Below are 18,625 nucleotides of genomic sequence, written 5' to 3'. Positions count from 1 at the left end.
ACGAAACCCCATCCCCTCTCTCCCTCTCACCGCCCCGGCACCGATCACCGCGCCGCGATCAGAAGAAGAGCCGCGGCCGCTCCGCGTTCACGCCGTATTTCCGGCGCAACGTCTCGATGGCCGCGTCCTGCCGTGCGATCCGGCGTCGGAGGCGCTCGATCTCCGGGCCGGTTACGTTCAGCATCTCGTCGAGGACGCGCCGATACGCGGTCTCGTCGGCTCCGGTCCAGCGGGTCATGCGGCGATGATAATGCCGCTTCTTCGGGCGCTGGCGGATCGTCTCGGCCTCGGCCCGGTCACTGAGACCCTGTTCCACGCGGGCGAGGTTGGCGCGGGTTTCGGCCAGAGCGGTTTCCATGCGCGCGAGCATGACGCGCAGGCGCTCGCGGTCCATTACGCTGCCTCTCGCTCGTTATCGGTGGCGGTGGCGCCGCCCACATCCGGCAGATGCGCCAGAATCCAATCGGCGGCCTTGCTCGCCTGCGAGGCGGCCCGCACGATGGCGCGGGAATCTTCGCGCATCACCTCCAGCCACGACCCGACATAATCGGCATGACGAACGGTCGGCACGATCCCAAGGGACGCGCAGCAAAAGGCGCTTGAAATCTCCGCGATCATCTCCTCGAAGGCGTATTTCTTCGTCCCGAAGGAGCCAGAAAGATCGCGGTCGAGCCGGCTGCGATGGCCGCTCGCGTGCGAAATCTCGTGCAGGGCCGTGCGATGCCAGTTTATCGGCTCGAAATACGCCTGCGGCGGCGGCACCTGCACATAGTCATGGGCGGGGGCATAATAGGCGCGATCCCCGCCAATGCGAAAGTCGATGCCGGTGGCCCTGATGAGCGCCTCGACCCTCGGCTCGATCAGGCCGGGCAGCGGAGGCGGCATGGCCACGGCAATATCCTCGGGAAGACCCTCGCATTGGGCGGCGTTGAACACGGTGAACCGCTTCAGGAACGGGATGCTGCCGGGTTCCTCGCCGGTCTCGCGCGCCCGCCGCTTCTCGTCTTCGGGCGTGAAGCGGTCGGCATAGACGACGGTGGTGCCGCGCTCGCCCTTGCGGACATTGCCGCCGAGCGACAGCGCCTGGCGGAAGGTGAGCCAGCCCTGACCGGGGAAACCGTGCTGGACCACGGCGCCCCAGAGGATCAGGATATTGATGCCGCTATAGCTGCGGCCGGTACTGGCGTTCCGGGGCAGGCCGAGCGGGGCCTTGGCCGTGGCCTTGCCCCATGGCTGGGCCCACGGAAAGCGCCCGGCCTCCAGCTCGGCGATGATCTTGTCGGTGATTTCGTCGTAAAGGTTCGTCCGGTCCGATCCGGTGCGTAGGGTGGGGTCATTTCTCGACATCGCGGTTCTCCGCGACGGGCGCCGGAGACCCGCTCTCCAGCCCTCAACCCGTCACGGCAAACCCGCCCGTACTCTGCCTCTAAAGGGGGTGTTGCAGCGGAATCCTCGGCTCGAAGGGGTCGGCCGAGACGACAGGCTCGGCCGCAGGGGAAGGCTTTCCCCTCCCGGATATTCAGGAAATTCGTCTTCGTCCGGTGGCCGCGAATGCCCCAAGTTGCAGCTACCAACGTATAAAGATTGAAAAGTGTCAGAAACTCGCATATACTTCTGACAGGAGATGACACGTGCAAAGACTGACCGAACAGATTCTGGCCCATGCGAAGAGATTGCCCGAAGGGGAACCTATCTCGGCCAAAGGCTTGCTCCATCTCGGAAAACGGGCCGCGGTGGATCAGGCCTTGTCGCGTCTTGCCGAGCGAGGCCACCTGATCCGGGCCGGTCGCGGTGTCTACCTTCGTTCCGTCGAAGGGCGGTTCGGCACACGCACACCTTCGGTGGAACAGGCGGTCGAGGCGCTTAGCAGGCAGCGCGGTGAGGTGATCGTGTCCGCCGGTGCGGCGGCGGCAAACACACTCGGTTTGACCACACAGGTGCCGGTTCGCTCGATCTTCCTGACATCGGGCCGCAGCCGCAATATGAAGCTGGGCAAGCAGGTCGTCGAACTCCGGCACGCGCCGCGGTGGCAACTGGCGCTTGCCGACAGGCCGGCCGGTGAGGCAGTTCGCGCTCTGGCGTGGCTCGGTCCCGAGCAGGCGGAACCGGCGCTCAAGAAATTGAAACGAACGCTGCCACCGAACACGTTCGAAGAACTGGTGTCGGCGGCTCCGCAGTTTCCCACCTGGCTCGCGCAAAGCTTGGGCAAGGTGGCCTATGGCTGAAGCGTTCCTTGGACTGTCGCTCGATGACCGCCGCGACGCCTTGGGCGTCGCGGCGGATGCAACGGGGCGACCTGCACATCTGCTTGAGAAGGATGTCTGGGTCGTCTGGACGCTCGCCACGCTCTACGGATCACCGCTGGGCGAGCATCTGGTCTTCAAGGGCGGAACATCGCTGTCGAAAGGATATGGCGTTATCCGGAGATTCTCCGAAGACGTCGATCTCACCTATGATATTCGAGCGCTCGCGCCCGATCTCGTTGGTGAGGACGGAGAGGCGCTGCCGAAGTCACGCAGCGAGGAGCGGCGCTGGTCGAAGGCCGTGCGGCATCGTCTTCCGGATTGGGTTGCGGCGGAAGTCGACCCCATTCTCTCAAAAGCGATTGCCGCTGGCAGTCTCGCCGCAAAAACACGCGTGGATGGCGACAGGCTGTTCGTCGAGTACGAGGCCACCGCCACTGGGTCGGGCTATGTGTCACCCAATGTGATGCTCGAATTCGGGGCGCGCTCGACGGGGGAGCCGGCCAGCTACAGAGACGTTGTTTGTGATGCCGCGGAATCGCTCGACGGCGTGGACTTCCCGGTGGCGCGTCCAAGGGTGATGCATGCCGAGCGGACGTTCTGGGAAAAGGCGACGGCGATCCACGTCTTTTGCTTGCAGGAACGGCTGCGCGGCGAGCGTTTCGCACGTCACTGGCACGACATTGCGCGACTGGACGATGCCGGGCTTGCCGAGGCAGCCTTCGCCGATCGCGAACTCGCCAATGCGGTGGCCACACACAAATCGATGTTCTTCGCGGAGAAGGCCGCTGATGGAACCGCAATCGACTATGGAGCCGCCGTCAACGGCCATCTCCACCTCGTTCCGGACGGCAAGGCATCGGAGGCGCTCGAAGATGACTACCGGCGAATGGTGGATGACGGATTGCTGCTGGAAGACGCGGAAACCTTCGGAACCTTGATGGAAAGATGTTCCGACGTCGCCAAACGTGCGAACCGGTCAACGCGTCTGACCCAATAAGAATGAACGGAGTCGTAAGGGTACATTCGTGGATTTTCGAGCCGAGGCCGTCTTGTGGTCAGACGGTCGCATCAAGTACGGATGTAGAAAGATCGGACGGGGGACAGTAGGAAATGAACAGTAACAAGGTTTCGATAATCAATATTGCCTCACGAGAGGCCAACATAAAGCGAAAACTCCGCCGACATCTGCATGCCTTAGGTTTTGAAAAATCTGATGAAGGCGCACTCCAAATTCAGGGGTCAGGAAAGGATATTGTACGCACGCTCCATCGTGCCCAGCGGGAGGAGCGGCTTCGGGCAAACCGTGAATTCATTGCCGCCAAGGCCGAGAAACTGTTGGGGCACTTTGCATCTGGCAGGGAAATTGATGCCACTAGAATTTCACCGATACTCGAGCGCGTATCGGCGGGGACGCGGCAAGGCGATCTGTTTCGCCTCGCGTCACTGACATGGTCCGTCCCGGTTTCAAATGGTTTTGGCAGGCGTATGCGGTATCTCGTCTGGGATGAAAATAACGGCAAGCTGATGGGTCTCATTGCCGTCGGGGATCCAGTCTTCAACCTTGCTGTGAGAGACAGACTCATTGGCTGGGATACGCATGACAGAAGTGCCCGCCTCGTCAATCTGATGGATGCCTATGTTCTTGGAGCTATCCCTCCCTACAACGCACTCCTGGGAGGTAAACTTGTTGCGTGCTTGCTTCGGAGCCGGGATCTGTATGATGATTTTGCACGGACCTATGGCGGGTCCACTGGAATAATTTCGAAAGAGGAGAAAAAGGCGCGACTCCTCGCTGTTATCACATCGTCTTCTATGGGGCGATCGTCGGTCTATAACCGCCTCAAGCTGGGGGGACAGCAGTATCTGAAATCCATTGGCTATACAGGCGGGTGGGGACACTTTCACATACCGGATCGGTTGTTTTCAGAATTGCGTGATTACCTGCGCGATATCGACCATACCTATGCAGACCAACACCGTTTCGGCCAAGGACCAAACTGGCGTCTGCGAACCACAAGGGCAGCACTTTCAGCGCTCGGTTTCAAAGAAGACATGCTGCGACATGGAGTTCAGCGCGAGGTCTTCATTTGTGAACTCGCCAAGAACGCAGCCAAGATATTGCGCACTGGAAAGGGGAAGCCTGACGTCGGAGAACTCCTCTCTGCCAAGGAAATATCCGAGTTGGCGCTCGAGCGGTGGACGATACCTCGTGCCAAGCGCAGGCCTGAATTCAAGGACTGGGATGCGAGTGACCTCATCGATCTCTTCGGGAATCAGACCCGCATGCTCCGCAACCAGCTAAAAAGCTCAGATCTGTTCAAGGACACGGGCTGAGGGTCATAGTTGGCCATGACTGTGTCTCTGGACGATTGGCAGAAGAAAATGGAGCGACATTTCGCGGCGCTTGCAGAGCGTCGCGCGGCGTCCGGCTTTCCTCTTTTCGCTCTGGAGCACGGTCTGGATGATGGCGAACTGGAGGAAATCGCCGAGCAGCTACGGGCACGTCTGAACACCGGACTGCGACTGGCGCCGCACTGGTTGCTCTGGACAATCTATGCAGCAGAAAGGGGATATACTTACGAAGGCGGTGAATATTGGCAGTCTTTCGAGGATGTCACACCTGGCTGGGATTCCCGAGACCGGTACCGCGTCACGGCTTGGTTTTCGAAATTCCAATCAACCTACAATGGCGTAGTTCCTTCCGGACCATGGGCGTCGCATTTCAGCATAATCGCCTGGCCGATCACCCATGCCGTTTTGCCCCGCTATTTGCAGCAGCAATTTGCTCGGACGTTATATGATCTGCGCTTCATGCTCGCGCGACTGACAACGATCGAGCCTGCGGTAATTGGCCGTTTGATCGCGAGCAATATCTACTACGCATCGACTCGTTTCGAGCAGTTCCTCCAGCAAGAGGAGTTGGTCGGCCGTATCGTCCTTGCGCTTCTGCACCAAGACCCACGTGAAGGCGAAGAGCCGCTTTTGCCCGCGACGCTCAATCGAATCGTTGCCGATCTCGAGCAGATGCGACACGCCCGTGGTTGGCTTAGAGAGGCAAGTCGCGTTGTAGCTGATCGCTTCAAGGGCATTGGTCGGGGCGCCGCGCCGCGAACCTTCGGCGACGGCCAAGATTCAGTCGAGCGGCGGCTGCAGGCTACCAGGCCTGACATTCGGCCCGATTTGCGGCTGCGATATGCCGGCGACGGGCGTTGGACGCTCGTGATCGACGTCCCCAATTTCAAGGCAATTGCCGCTCTCAATCCGGATATCCAGCAGTTTCTTCGGCAGACCCGCTCGAAGTTGAATGGCGATGATGTCAGACGGCCGGCAGGCTGGGTCCTGTCCGGCAACCGCCGTGCGGTTCTCAAGGCTTGGCCTGACCCGTCCAGGCCGCTGGTCAGTTTCGAGACTTCAAACGGAGTCGTCGATCATCTTCTTGAGAGCGAATGCCGGATGAGTCCGGGTCCGATCTGGCTCTTCCGCATTGGCGCTGACGGCATCGCCCGCGAAATTGCCAGCCGTCTGATGCGCCCCGGCTATGATTACATTTTGGCGTCGCCCGAAGAATTTGAAGACCTGCAAGATGGCATGACAGGCTGCGCCATCGAATGCAGCGATATCCGCGCCATCCGAGTTTCGGTGCCTTCCGATGTGTCCGCCGCATATATTCAATGGCTGCGGATACGAAATCTCGAACTTGCCAGAACCATCCGTGTCTGGCCTGCTGGTTTGCCCGGCCGGAACTGGGATGGAGAAGGGCGAAGCGAATGGCTGACGACCGAAAAGCCGTGTTTCGGGATTGTTCCCGATCATCCCGTGGATTCCTACCGTGTCACGCTCGATGATGACGCGACCGCGACCTTTCCGGCCGGGGAGCCGGGACAGCCAACCTTCATTCAACTACCGCAATTGGCGGCGGGGACATATCGCCTCAACGTCAAAGCGCACCGAAGTGGGGCTCTGGATGAAACGGCACCGCCCTCGCATGAAGGTTTTCTGGAACTCAGAATACGCGAACCTGAACCATGGATACCCGGAACGACCTCGCATGTAGGCCTTGTGGTCACCAGCAATCCGCATGACGCTACACTGGACGTGTTTTGGGAGAATGAGTTGGACCTAACGGTTTTCGGTCCCGAAGGTCGTCAGGTTACCCCGCATGTGAGCCTTGAGGATGCCAAAGGCGAGGAGATCTATGGCGCCCAGGTCTGCCCACCAGTCGACCTGCCGATTCTTCCAGAAATTTGGGAAAGGCGGTTCCAGGAATTCCTGCAGCAGCAACACGCGGAGTGGCGATACCTTGAGGCTGCTTCCGGCCTTCTCACAATCGAGGGGCAGGAACTTGGGCGGTTCTTCGTCCGGTTCGACCACGATGCGCTTCCGGTCCGCTGGGTCTTGCGTCATCAAGGCGAAGCCGTTGCGCTTCGGCTTATCGACGATACAGGGCAAGAAGACGCGGAACCGAAATGCCGCTTTTTCAGCATGGAGACACCAACCAGGATCGAGCGCCTCGATGCTGGAGAAGCCCTTGCGGGGTTCGATGTCCAGTCGCCAGGCGGGCTGTTTATCGTCCAACACGGCAAGTTCCGGGACTTGGTCATCGTGAGCACCGGGCTGTCCGGTAGCGGCCTGGAGGGCTTGGGTGTTCATCCTGTCTACGCCCGCATTGCCGACAGCCCCAAATCCATCATCAAGCATATGAGGATATTGCGCTACTGGAGGTCAGCGCGGCTTGCGGGCTTCCTTGCCAACGCACGGCGGGGGCAGGTCGTGGTTGGCCTGACCACTCGCCTTTATGGGGCCTTGGCCGGTCGAGATTGGGGCCGAGCCGAGGCCGCTTTCATGCGAAGCAGCGATCGTGAAAAGGGTCTCGATCATCTGCAATCGTTGCTTGATCACAGGGGAGGTTTTCCGTCCGTGCTGCGTCGTGATGCCCTGAGCATCGAAGGTGGAAGAAAGGCGATTGTGGGCTGGTATGCCGATTTGGCCGCACGCTATGGCGTTTGTTCCGACCAAGCGCTTTGCTCCCTGGCAGTCGATATAGCCAGCCGTCCGCACGAGGTGCCGCGCCTCTACCGTGACAGGCTGCCGGACCTTCTCAAACGCATTCTGGCGAAACCTTTGTTGCTACGCGGAGCCCGGATCGTCGCGCTCAGCCATGCGTGCGTGGAAAATCGGCCCATAGAATTGCTGCCGAGGTGGGAATGACGATCACTGAACTCACTCCGGATGAGGTTTTGGGCTGCTGCCGTACGGCGCTTGGCATGGGGATCGAGCCTTCTGGGCTTGACGACATTCTGTTGGCGGGCCTCCTGCGGCGTGCAGCAGGGATACACTGTCCATGTTCAAGGACCGCGCTTCGCGCCGCCCTCATGGAAAGCCTTTCATACTTGCAGCCGGACTTCGAAGCACTCGCCGATCGGCTGGACAATCTGACCGAGGCCATGATCGTCGCCGGTGACTTGCTAGAGCTATCCGATGTCGCGACCGATGAACCAGACGCTAAAGGAACCTGGGTATTTGCGGCGCCGCCATCTTTTGTGGTTCGCCGTACCGGAAGCATCTTCTTGACCGGAATCGCTCCCGATCAGGACATCTTCTTGCCGGAACACCTGGCGCGGCGCGTGGTCCGCTCCCACGTGACGCAGTTTATCGCACCCGAGCCCGGCGAGGATCTGATCGAGCAGTTGATCGCGCACGGACTGCATCAATTGTCTGAGTCCGTGTGGCTCCGATCGCCCAAAGCGCAGACCCCTGAACAGTTGATCCAACGTTTCGAAAATCAACTGGCCTCTCAGCCGACATGCGGACCGGTATCCGGTCTCGAGATCCTCGATCGAGACACCAAGGTGACCTATTATCGCGGGCGATGGGGCGCACCGCGTGGGCAGACCGGTACATTTGTCGCACGCCGGCCGCAGGAGTTCGGCGCGCCACTCTGGAACTTCGCAGAACTCGCCGATGGCACGTTGAAGCGGATCGTCGACTTGCCTCTCAGGCACTTTCGTTGGCGCGGATGCGATGCCGCGTGGCACTTACAGATGGCGATTGACCGCATAGCGGGACATCCGCAGCAATACAGGCGCAGCGCCACAGATGCCGGTGTCCGTTTCGATTTCTTTTCGCCGTTGCCACTCTGGGCGCAGCGCCGATTGATGGTTCTCGGTCACGAACGTCCACGTAGCCGCAGCTTGTTCGCGTACGAGATTCCCGTGGCAGAGGCGGCAGAAGAAGAAAAAAATCTTCAGGAAAACTTGTGGCTGGTGCCGACGGACGCGTAAGAATGCGGGAGGGGGACAAGTATGCAGACAATTAAAGAAACTATAGAAAACCTGCACGGCTCGCTGAGTGACTATATCGAGGCGACATACCACATAAGTGCCCCATCGTTGATTGCGCAGCGGCAACACCTTCTTGAACGTGACGGTGTCATTCATCGCGTCCCTTATCTCGAATCGACGCCTAAATACCAAACGGGCGATACATTCGGCTCAATGGTCGGACTGCCGTCGGCCGCGCAGACGCTCTTTTCACGATTGAGTTCTCCGAGCGAAGGCCTTCCGCGGTTGATTTACGATCCTCCGTACAAGCACCAGGCGGAGTCGCTTCGTCACAACCTCATCGATGGAAAGAATCTGGTCATCATGACGGGGACGGGTTCGGGAAAGACGGAATCTTTCCTTCTTCCGATCCTGGGCAAGTTTGCGCAGGAGGCGCAAACGCGTCCCAGTGTCTTCGCTGAGCAGCCCGCGATGCGGGCGCTAATCATGTATCCGATGAATGCGCTCGTAAACGACCAGTTGGGGCGACTTCGCGCCTTGCTGGGCGACCCGCGCCTCGTCAGTTCCTTCAAGGAGTGGTGTGGCCGCCCACCTCGATTTGCCCGATATACAAGCCGGACCCCGTATGCGGGCATTCGCACGTCGAAGAAGGATTCGTCGCGACTACAATCCTTCGACAGCTTCTACGTCGACGTGCTCAGGCGTGCGGACAGCGACGATGCCGAAGAAAAGGCACAAGCTGTAGAGTTGCTGACCGCCTTGAAGGATCGCGGCAAATGGCCAGCAAAACCCGATCTGGAAGCCTGGTTCGGGCAAAAGGGCAGCGCTTGGCAAGACCGGAAGACGGGAGAGTTCGTCAGGGCGGTTACGCTGCCTGACGACTCCGAACTTCTGACGCGACACGAAGTCCATGCCGCACCGCCTGACCTGCTCGTCACGAACTACTCGATGCTCGAATACATGCTCATGCGGCCGATTGAGCGAGCAATCTTTGACAGGACACGTGAGTGGCTTGCTGACAACCCGAACGAGACCTTTCTGGTGGTGCTCGACGAAGCGCACCTCTATCGCGGTGCCGCCGGCGCAGAAGTGGGACTGCTGCTAAGACGGTTGCGGGACCGGATCGGTGTCCCGGAAGACCGTTTCCGGATCATCTGCGCGACAGCGAGTTTCAAAGATGCTGACTATGCCCCGGCGTTTGGATCGCAACTCTCCGGCGTCCCGGCTGATACCTTCGTTCCAATCGAAGGCACACTCGATCTCAAGGAAGGTGCCGGGAAGGGAACGTTGGAGGACGCCGAAGCCCTTTCCGGGATTGATCTGAATGCATTCTACGAGGCGGATTCTGACGATGCCAAGCTGGCATTGATTACGCCGTTGCTCGACTACCGAGGCGTTACGGGTGCGGAATCGACAGAACGTGGGCTCTTCGATGCGTTGAAATCGTTCCCTGCTATGTGCGCACTAATTAATGCGACGATGAAGGAAGCCCGGCCCATCGCCGAGCTTGGCACTTTTCTGTTTGCCGGCGATGTTCCGGCCAAAACCGCCGATGAAGCCGTTACTGTCCTGATGGCGCTCGGTAGCGTTGCGAGGCCGGAGCCGAATCTACCCGGATTGCTGCCCTGCCGCATACACAACTTCTTTCGGGGCTTGCCTGGCCTTTGGGTTTGTATGGACCCAGACTGCAGCGAGCTCTCCGAGGATCAACGTGATGGCATCTGCGGGAAGATGTACTCGCAGCCGTCGGAAGAATGCGGGTGTGGTGCCCGGGTCCTTGAGTTGTTCACCTGCCGCAACTGCGGGACCGCTTACGCTCGCGCCTATACCGACGACGTCGATTCACCGCGTGCTCTCTGGTCCGAGCCGGGAGAGCAGTTGCGCATGGCGAGTGGAGAGACAAGCCCGTTGCTACCTATCGACTTGCTTCTTGAGCAGCCTGCGCACGACGATGGCGCCGAACCAGCCGACTACGATCTGGAAACAGGGCAACTGAATCCGCTCACACCCGGACCGCGCATGCGAACGGTCTTCATCCGTCAGGATCGACTGAACGATACCGCCGATGACGAGAATGAGAACGACAACAGCTTCGAGTCACGTGGTCAGTTCACTCCGTGCGCGGTTTGCGGCAAGACGGCACGCTTTGGGCGCAGCTATGTGCAAGACCATCAAACCAAGGGTGACCAGCCCTTCCAGGCGTTACTCGCCCGACAAATCCAAATTCAGCCTCCAGGGCCACAAGAAGCGACACCATTTGCTCCTCTGCGCGGCCGCAAAGTGCTCGCCTTCTCGGACTCCCGACAAGTGGCAGCTCGCCTCGCACCCAATCTGCAGATGTATTCCGAGCGAGATTCTCTCCGCCCCCTGATCATCAGCGGCTTCAATTGGCTCAAGGAACAGGATGCAATTCGCCCGCACCTGAATCTCGACGACCTATATTTTGGTGTGTTGCTCGCCTCTAAACGCCTGAACGTGCGCCTGCGTCCGGAAATGCGGGGCGGGGAAAACTTTGATGCTGAAGAAGTTGTAGACGAGGCGGTCCGCCAGGATGAACTGGAAGATCCGTCGACCTTGTTGAGCCTGCTGTTGGAAATTCGGGCTCACCGTCCGCCGGAGTCGCTGCTTAGCAGCATGCTGACGACCTTGACCGACAGGTTTTGGGGGATGGAACCCCTGGCGCTCGCAACTTTGAAAGAAAGCGATCGCCACACAAAGAAGATATTGGGCCTGCCGCCGATACCGGGGTTCGCTGAGACCGATGAGGCCAAACTTGCGATCGCGCGTTACTGGTTGCGGTGCTGGAACAACAACGGCTTCAGGCTTGCGCAGATGCCGGGCACCTGGATTAATCGGCCGCCATCAGAAGGGTTTCGGGTCAAGCCGCGAAACCCGAAAGCTAAGATCAAGGCGATTGAATCCGTCATCGACGATAAGGCCGCCAGGAAGGTCTTTTGGGATAGCTGGTCGCCGGAACTGCTCAAGTGGTTCACGCAATCAGTGGAGAGTGGGTATCGGTGCCTGAACGGCAGCGAGCTTTCGCTCCAGTTTGATGGTGCCTGGGTGCATTGCTCAAGTTGCAAATCGGTCCATCGTCCTATCCCTGGCATTGAAAGCTGCCTTGACTGCGGAAGTGATACCGTCTCCGCGCTTGATCCAGATGCCGACCCGGTCTTTCTTGCGCGCAAAGGTTTTTATCGCAAACCGGTTACGCAGGCACTTGAGGACCCGCCGCGGCAGCCGATGGCTCTCATTGCCGCTGAACACACTGCCCAGCTCAACGCGCCGCAAAACGAGGATGTGTTCTCCAAAGCAGAAGAAAATGAGCTCTTGTTCCAGGATATCGCGCTGAGTGGGAGCGGTCTTGGAGGGCGTTCCACCGCAATCGACATTTTGTCCAGCACGACGACTATGGAAGTCGGTATCGACCTCGGAGCATTGTCAGGCGTGGCCCTGCGAAACATGCCGCCTGGGCGTGCTAACTATCAGCAGCGGGCAGGCCGTGCAGGTCGCCGCGGCAATGCTGTAGCCACAGTCGTCGCGTTTGGGAGCGCAGACAGCCATGATGAGCACTATTTCTCCCAGCCCGACGAGATGATCCGGGGTGATGTCGTCGACCCGAAACTGACATTGGACAACCCTGAGATCGTGCGCCGCCACATCCGCGCGTTCCTCCTGCAGAACTATCACCAGGATCGCCTTCCGATCATCGACCCTGACCAACCACACGATCTATTTTCTGTTCTGGGAAGTGTCTCCGGTTTTCGGAAGGCGGATTCGCTCTTGAATCGGGATGACTTCGCGGCATGGCTCGCCGACAATGAGGAGACGTTGCGTACCCGCATAGCCGGGTGGATTCCTGAGCAGCTATCCGGAGACGATCGGGCTCTTCTCCTAGGTGAGTTCGTCAGTGATTGCCTTCAAGCTGTGGACGAGGCCATCGCCCCTGGTCCCGGTGAAGAGGACGAGACCGAGGATGAGGACGACGACGATATCGCCGGTGACGAAGAAGCAGCTGAGGAAGGAGAAGAACACCCGCAGCAGGCTTCCAGCCCCGGCAAGATGCTGGACCGCCTCCTTTACTGCGGGAAGCTACCTCGATACGCATTTCCGACTGATGTTGCGACCTTCCACGTATTCGACCGCGACCGGTCGTCCCGCCACAGACACATCATGAAATTCGCGCCCTCACAGGGCTTGCCGATAGCGCTTTCCCAATATGCGCCGGACAAACAGGTCTGGATTGCGGGTAAGTGCTACACCTCGGGGGCCATCTATTCGGTCATGAAGGACGACCGCTTCCACGCTTGGGAGAGCAAACGTCTCTACATGGAATGCAGCGACTGTGGTTTCGCGAGGACGTTCGAAGCGGGTGAAATCGTCCGCAATGACACGACTGATTGCGAGGCATGCGGTGGCGAAAACACATTTGGGCCCGCTCGCTACTGGATGCGGCCGCCGGGATTTGCTCACCCGATCGGCGTCGAGGAGATGACGTCTCCAGACGAAATTCCGGAAACTAGCTACGCCACCCGAGCGAAGTTGACGATGGGAACGCCGGGAGACGATGAGGGCTGGTCCGAAGCTAATGAGCGAATCCGTAGCTTGAAAACTCGGCGGCACCTCCTGGTGTCGAATACGGGTCCGCAGCAAGAAGGATACAACTACTGTGTCAAATGCGGCCGAATAGAAGCGAGCAACACCCCTTCGTCGATCCTGGCGGCGCCCCACCGCAAGCCTTATCCGGATGATGACGACAAACTCATGTGTGATGGCATTGGACCGACACGCCACCTCGTGCTTGGGACCGATTTCATCACGGACATCGCGCTGTTCTCAATGCGCGTGGCCGCGCCGCTCAAGCTGAAGCCGGGACACTATTCAACGGATGTCGCGCTGCGAACTGTCAGCGAAGCACTTGCCAAGGCGGCATGCCAGATACTGGAGATCGAGCCTGGTGAGTTGATGGCCGAGTATCGACCTGCGCTCACTCCTGCGGGGAAAAGCGGGTTGGAAGCAGAGATCTTTCTCTATGACACGCTTCCTGGCGGCGCGGGCTTTGCGAGTCAGTTTGCAGATCGCGGACTTGAGCTGTTCCAGCGCGCACTCCAGTTGCTGAAAACCTGCCCCGAGGACTGTGACGCTTCGTGCTACCGCTGTTTGCGGAGCTTTAAGAACAAATTCGAACATCGCCTGCTCGACAGGCATGTGGGCGCTGAACTGCTGGAATATCTGCTGACAGGACAGAATCCCGGATTCAGCGCTGAACGCCTCAAGCGATCTACAGCCTTGTTGCTGAACGATCTCCTCCGGCGCGACGAGGGGATGGCGACATTCGAGGCTGGGCCAAAAATCGCCTATGGGAATGGAAAGTCGGTAACGGCTCCAATTCTTGCTGAATGCAAAGGTCGGAAGTTCGTCATTGCACTTTCGGGGCCGTTGACGACAGGTCATCCCGCTGATCCGACGATAGCTGAATTTCGCGACAGCGGCACTGAGTACCAGGTCATTGTCGAGAATGAACTCGTCATACGGGGTAACCTTCCAACGGCAACGCGCACCATCTACCAGCAGGTCACCGGTTGAAGTAGATGATAGAACTGGTTGGCGTCGGCGAAGGGAAAGAATACGAGGCAGCACTGCATTTGCGAAAGCAATTGCTTGCCGTCTGGCCCGACCTCAGCCAGCACCCCGACGATCATGTGAAGATTTTCGTTGGCCTTAAGCTTTACGGACATCCGATCGAAGACATCGACCTTTTTGTGGTGGGGCAGTTCTCTGAGCCACGCGAGTTTGACATTGAGTTCAAATTCTATCCGCGTGAGGGCGAGCCTTTCGTTCCGCGGCGCGCTTGGGTGCGCAACTTCGCCCTTGTCATTGAGGCCAAATCACACGATGCGACGGGTGTTAGGTTCGACGACAAGGTTGCTTCGGTAAGGTATCCCAGAGGTTGGGAGTGCGTGACCGAGAAGGCCCGGCAGCAGGTATTCGAACTCAAGAAGTACCTTGCGCGGAACGGTGTGCCGAAGATCTATCTCCAGGATCTGATTTTCTTTTCCGGACTGCGTGAGCCCGACCTCCCTAAACGGCCGCACAACTGTTTCGGCATCGATGCGAGCTTCGAACGCATTCTGAACATTTTGGGCCAAGTGTCGTCTCCGGCGAACAACGACCGCCGCGTAACGCTCAGCTTCGGCTCGGAGGATGTCTTCGATTCAGTGTTCTCGTCGGAGTCCACTTTGCTTCAGACCATGGAGCCCACGCCGCTCGACCGGCGGCGCATGGATCGCATTGTCAAGGCAGCACTGCCCGAGGCCTGGCTCGATGATCTGACACATAGGCAAGTCGTAGTCCGTGGCAGAGGCGGCGTTGGGAAGACCGTCATCCTTCTTCAGATGGCGTATCGTGCCTATGACAGTAACCGGATGCGGTCGCTCGTGCTGACCTACAACAAGGCACTTGTCGCCGACATGAGACGCACGATGGCACTGCTCGGTGTCCCTCACCAGATCGAAAAAGGCGGCATCCGGATTGAAACGGTGCATGCGTTCGTCGGCCGCCTGATGCATGAACTCGGCATCATCAAGACTTACGATAGCTTTTTGGAGCGCTACGAGGAACACAAGGAAACTCTCCTGGACTACATTCGTAGCGGAGCGCTTTCCCGTGATGACCTTGAGAGCGTCCTTCAGGACAACGCCGATGATTTTGCCTGGGACGCAATCTTCGTCGATGAAGGGCAGGATTGGCCATCCAATGAAATCGAGATTTTGCGGGCAGTCTACCAACCCGAACGCATTGTTGTGGCCGACGGAGTCGATCAGTATGTGCGGGCATCCGTAGCGGATTGGTCATCGGGACTTGCACGGGAAAAGATGCGGCCACGCCGGTTGCGGCGGTGCTTGAGAATGAAGGCTAATCTCGCGCATTTCGTAGCCGATTGCGCTGATTCCCTCGGCCTTCAGAACTGGGATCTCGAACCAAATCCAGACGCCAATGGAGGACGGGTCATCATCGTTGAGGGTGACATGTCCGGTCAAACTGCGTTGTTGAGTCAGATTTTCGGGGAAGCCGCGGAACTCGGAAACTACCCTGTCGATCTACTTGCATGCGTTCCGCCATCGCTGGTGGTCCACGACGGTGAAGATACCTACTCGATACCGGGACGGACTATTCGCCAGAACGGAGGCGTCGTTTGGGACGCATCATCGTCTGACGTCCGGGAAATTTATCCAACGGAACGCGACGCTTTGCGGATCGTGCAATATGACTCCTGCCGCGGGCTCGAAGGCTGGACCGTTATCAACTACGCCTTTGATGATTTCTATGATTACAAATACCAACAATGGTTGGCATCACCGCCGAATCTTGGTGGATTATTTGAACCCAAGGAGGATCTTGCGGCGGCTTTTGCCGCGCAATGGATGATGATCCCCCTGACCCGAGCGATGGATACGTTGGTCATCAATGTGTCAAAGCAGCCCTCGGTTGTGAAAGATGCGCTCATGAGGGTGCAGAAGCGGAGTTCAGATTTCATTGAATGGATAACGCTTTGACGCCGCTGAATTGGCGATCACATCTGATGTATGGCAGCAGTTTTGAGCGCTATTCAACCCAACCAGTATGGGGTTCTATGGCGGACGCGACGATTCGCGGTAGGCAGCCTAAGGCAAGGCTGTCTTTTCGGTCTGTATTGCAACCGACACCTCATCGACGTTAGACTGATATCAGGACATGGCTGGAACGTTTTGCTGTGCGAGCAGATGTTCAAATCCCTTGGCGAGCCGCCCATTCGCACAGCATCGCGCCAGTATTTGCGCGACGCCATGCTGCTCAGGACTACGCCAATGCCCGATCCTGCCCTCCATTCCTGCCCGAACGCCGCCGGGCGCTTCTCTGTAACCGTTCGGAATTGCTGCGTAAACTACACGCAGGCAATTCAGCAAGCGGGACGAGGATGGCTCGGCAACGGCAAACCACAGCCACGAAGCTTCGACTGGTCACCCAGACCAGCGATGAGGCCGTGGCGCGCGTGGCCGAGGCTCAGGAACCGGACCCTCGCCTCGTCGATCTTGTCCGCCAACTCGCCCGGCAGGCCGCGCGCGATTTCGTCCAACAGGAGACCGCCCGGCTGCCGCGTGACCGCCTCCCCGACTGAGGAGGCCCGCGCATGAGAGTCGCGCTCTACGCCCGCTATTCGTCCGACAACCAACGCGACGCCTCGATCACGGATCAGCTTCGCATGTGTCGGCTGCGCGCCGAGAAGGAAGGCTGGACGGTCGTCGAGGAATATACCGACCATGCCATCTCCGGCTCCAGCATGATCCTGCGCTCCGGCATCCAGGCGCTGATTTCGGATTCCGGGCGCGGCCGCTTCGACATGATCATGGCCGAAGCGATGGATCGCCTGTCACGGGATCAGGAAGACATCGCCGGCATCTTCAAGCGCATGACCTATGCCGATGTGAAGATGTTCACCCTGTCCGAGGGGGAGATCACCCATCTCCATGTCGGCCTGAAGGGCACGATGAATGCGCTTTTCCTGAAAGACCTGGCCGACAAGACCCGTCGCGGCCTGCGCGGTCGGGTCGAGGACGGCAAGTCGGGTGGCGGGCTCTGTTACGGCTACGACGTAGTGAAGAAGTTCGATGATCGTGGTGAAGCCGTGCGCGGCGACCGAACCATCGACGAGACCGAAGCCGGGATCGTGCGCCGCATCTACGCCGGTTATCTCGACGGCCAGTCGTCGCGTGCGATTGCGATGGCATTGAACCGGGAAGGAATCGCGGGTCCCCAAGGCAAGGAATGGGGGCCATCGACCATTCACGGCAATCCGAAACGGGGCACCGGCATCCTGAACAACGAACTCTATATCGGCAGGCTGGTCTGGAACCGGCTGCGCTACATCAAGGATCCCGATACCGGGCGGCGCGTGTCCCGCCTGAACCCGGAATCTGAATGGGTGACGCAGGAGGTTCCCGAACTGCGGATCATTCCCGATGATGTCTGGGCGGCCGTGAAGGAGCGCCAGAACCGGCTTGCCTATGAACCCAAAGCCGAGAAGACCACCAACTTCATGAACGACCGCCGGCGCCCGAAGCATCTCTTCGCGGGGCTGGTCAAATGCGGCTGCTGCGGGGGCGGCTATTCGATGATCTCGAAGGACCTGCTCGGCTGCTCAACCGCGCGCAACAAGGGCACCTGCGACAACCGGCTCAACATCCGCCGCGATGCGCTGGAGGCCTCGATCCTCAACGGGCTACGCAAGCATCTGATGGACCCCGCGCTGTTCAAGGAGTTCTGCACCGAGTTCACCAAAGAGGTGAACCGGCTGCGCATCGAGCGCGGCGCGGATCTGGAGGGTTGGAAGCGGGAACTGGAGCGCACGGACCGCGAACTTGACAAGGCTATCGACGCAATCCTGCAAGGCGTCCCACCGCTGAAGCTGAAGGAGAAGATCGAGAAGCTGGAGGCCCGCAAGGCCGAGTTGACGGAGAAGCTGGCCACTGCGGACGAACCGCCGCCCCTGCTGCATCCCAACATGGCGGCGCTCTATGCGCAGCGGATCGGCCAGCTCTACGAACACCTGCAAGACGAGGACGGCCGCGCCCGCGCCGCCGAGACCTTCCGGTCGCTGGTCGACCAGGTAACGCTGATGCCGGACAATGGCGAACTGGCCATCGTCCTGCGCGGCGATCTCGGTGCGATCCTGCGGTTTACGGCCGGCAAGAAAAACCCCGACTTCCTTGCGGAGGCCGAGGCTCTGGACAACCTGCTATCGCAGGGATCGTTGGTTGCGGGAGTTGGATTTGAACCAACGACCTTCAGGTTATGAGCCTGACGAGCTACCGGGCTGCTCCATCCCGCGTCAACCTTGTCGCGCTCGGGAGCGGCATCAAGGAGGCCGCTTAATATCCCAATCTGCGACGAAGTCAAGCGGCTTTCGGATAGTTTTTTCGGCTATCCGTCGCTTAATTCCGGTCCAGTTAAATCTTATTTCTTAAGAGAAGATTTTCATGCGTTTTGCAGACCTGGCAGCGACCTACTCTCCCGCGTCTTTAGACGAAGTACCATCGGCGCTGGGGCGTTTCACGGCCG

General features: G+C 59.1%; 11 protein-coding genes, 1 tRNA gene and 1 pseudogene. 8 read left to right on the top strand and 5 right to left on the bottom strand.

The window, feature by feature from the left end:
- Window positions 1-58: 58 nt before the first annotated feature.
- Window positions 59-394, bottom strand: coding sequence for a hypothetical protein (locus HNR59_RS19135; protein WP_183832656.1), 336 nt, complete (start codon window positions 392-394; stop codon window positions 59-61).
- Window positions 394-1,347, bottom strand: coding sequence for an ArdC family protein (locus HNR59_RS19130; RefSeq protein ID WP_183832655.1), 954 nt, complete (start codon window positions 1,345-1,347; stop codon window positions 394-396). The genes HNR59_RS19135 and HNR59_RS19130 overlap by 1 nt, the downstream gene beginning before the upstream one ends.
- Before the next feature lie 284 nt (window positions 1,348-1,631).
- On the opposite strand from HNR59_RS19130, the gene HNR59_RS19125 reads away from it, so the two are divergent.
- The 7 genes from HNR59_RS19125 to HNR59_RS19095 all read left to right on the top strand — a co-directional run bounded on the left by HNR59_RS19125 (window position 1,632) and on the right by HNR59_RS19095 (window position 16,083).
- On the top strand, window positions 1,632-2,225 hold the full coding sequence (locus HNR59_RS19125; protein ID WP_183832654.1) for a DUF6088 family protein: 594 nt from the start codon (window positions 1,632-1,634) through the stop codon (window positions 2,223-2,225).
- Window positions 2,218-3,243: a nucleotidyl transferase AbiEii/AbiGii toxin family protein gene (locus HNR59_RS19120; RefSeq protein ID WP_183832653.1), complete on the top strand. Its 1,026-nt coding sequence runs from the start codon at window positions 2,218-2,220 to the stop codon at window positions 3,241-3,243. Before HNR59_RS19125 ends, HNR59_RS19120 begins: the two co-directional genes overlap by 8 nt.
- Before the next feature lie 113 nt (window positions 3,244-3,356).
- Window positions 3,357-4,580, top strand: a complete 1,224-nt coding sequence (locus HNR59_RS19115; protein ID WP_183832652.1) for a Druantia anti-phage system protein DruA — start codon at window positions 3,357-3,359, stop codon at window positions 4,578-4,580.
- 15 nt (window positions 4,581-4,595) lie between these two features.
- Window positions 4,596-7,454, top strand: a complete 2,859-nt coding sequence (locus HNR59_RS19110) for a hypothetical protein (protein ID WP_183832845.1) — start codon at window positions 4,596-4,598, stop codon at window positions 7,452-7,454.
- Window positions 7,451-8,527, top strand: a complete 1,077-nt coding sequence (locus tag HNR59_RS19105) for a hypothetical protein (RefSeq protein WP_183832651.1) — start codon at window positions 7,451-7,453, stop codon at window positions 8,525-8,527. Before HNR59_RS19110 ends, HNR59_RS19105 begins: the two co-directional genes overlap by 4 nt.
- 21 nt (window positions 8,528-8,548) lie before the next feature.
- Window positions 8,549-14,113 carry a DEAD/DEAH box helicase gene (locus HNR59_RS19100; protein ID WP_183832650.1) on the top strand — a complete coding sequence of 1,855 codons (5,565 nt, stop codon included), beginning with the start codon at window positions 8,549-8,551 and terminating at the stop codon, window positions 14,111-14,113.
- A 5-nt stretch (window positions 14,114-14,118) separates the two neighbouring features.
- Complete coding sequence (locus HNR59_RS19095) at window positions 14,119-16,083, top strand: AAA family ATPase (protein WP_183832649.1); 1,965 nt, start codon at window positions 14,119-14,121, stop codon at window positions 16,081-16,083.
- 383 nt (window positions 16,084-16,466) lie between these two features.
- On the opposite strand, the gene HNR59_RS21010 is transcribed toward HNR59_RS19095, so the two are convergent.
- On the bottom strand, window positions 16,467-16,829 hold the full coding sequence (locus HNR59_RS21010; RefSeq protein WP_343060870.1) for a hypothetical protein: 363 nt from the start codon (window positions 16,827-16,829) through the stop codon (window positions 16,467-16,469).
- Between HNR59_RS21010 and HNR59_RS21005 the strand changes: the two are divergent.
- Window positions 16,752-17,732, top strand: a pseudogene (locus HNR59_RS21005) (recombinase family protein); the annotation flags it as partial. The gene HNR59_RS21010 and the pseudogene HNR59_RS21005 overlap by 78 nt on opposite strands.
- A gap of 54 nt (window positions 17,733-17,786) precedes the next feature.
- Here HNR59_RS21005 and HNR59_RS21000 read toward each other — a convergent pair.
- Together HNR59_RS21000 and HNR59_RS19085 are read right to left on the bottom strand one after the other, a co-directional pair.
- Window positions 17,787-18,119 carry a hypothetical protein gene (locus HNR59_RS21000; protein WP_343060869.1) on the bottom strand — a complete coding sequence of 111 codons (333 nt, stop codon included), beginning with the start codon at window positions 18,117-18,119 and terminating at the stop codon, window positions 17,787-17,789.
- Window positions 18,120-18,318: 199 nt separating this feature from the next.
- Window positions 18,319-18,395: transfer RNA gene (locus HNR59_RS19085), tRNA-Met, on the bottom strand.
- Window positions 18,396-18,625 lie beyond the last annotated feature (230 nt).

This window comes from Aquamicrobium lusatiense, assembly GCF_014201615.1.
Lineage (GTDB): Bacteria > Pseudomonadota > Alphaproteobacteria > Rhizobiales > Rhizobiaceae > Mesorhizobium > Mesorhizobium lusatiense.
The sequence above is the reverse complement of the archived record's forward strand: the minus strand, read 5'-3'. Positions and strand labels throughout refer to the sequence as shown.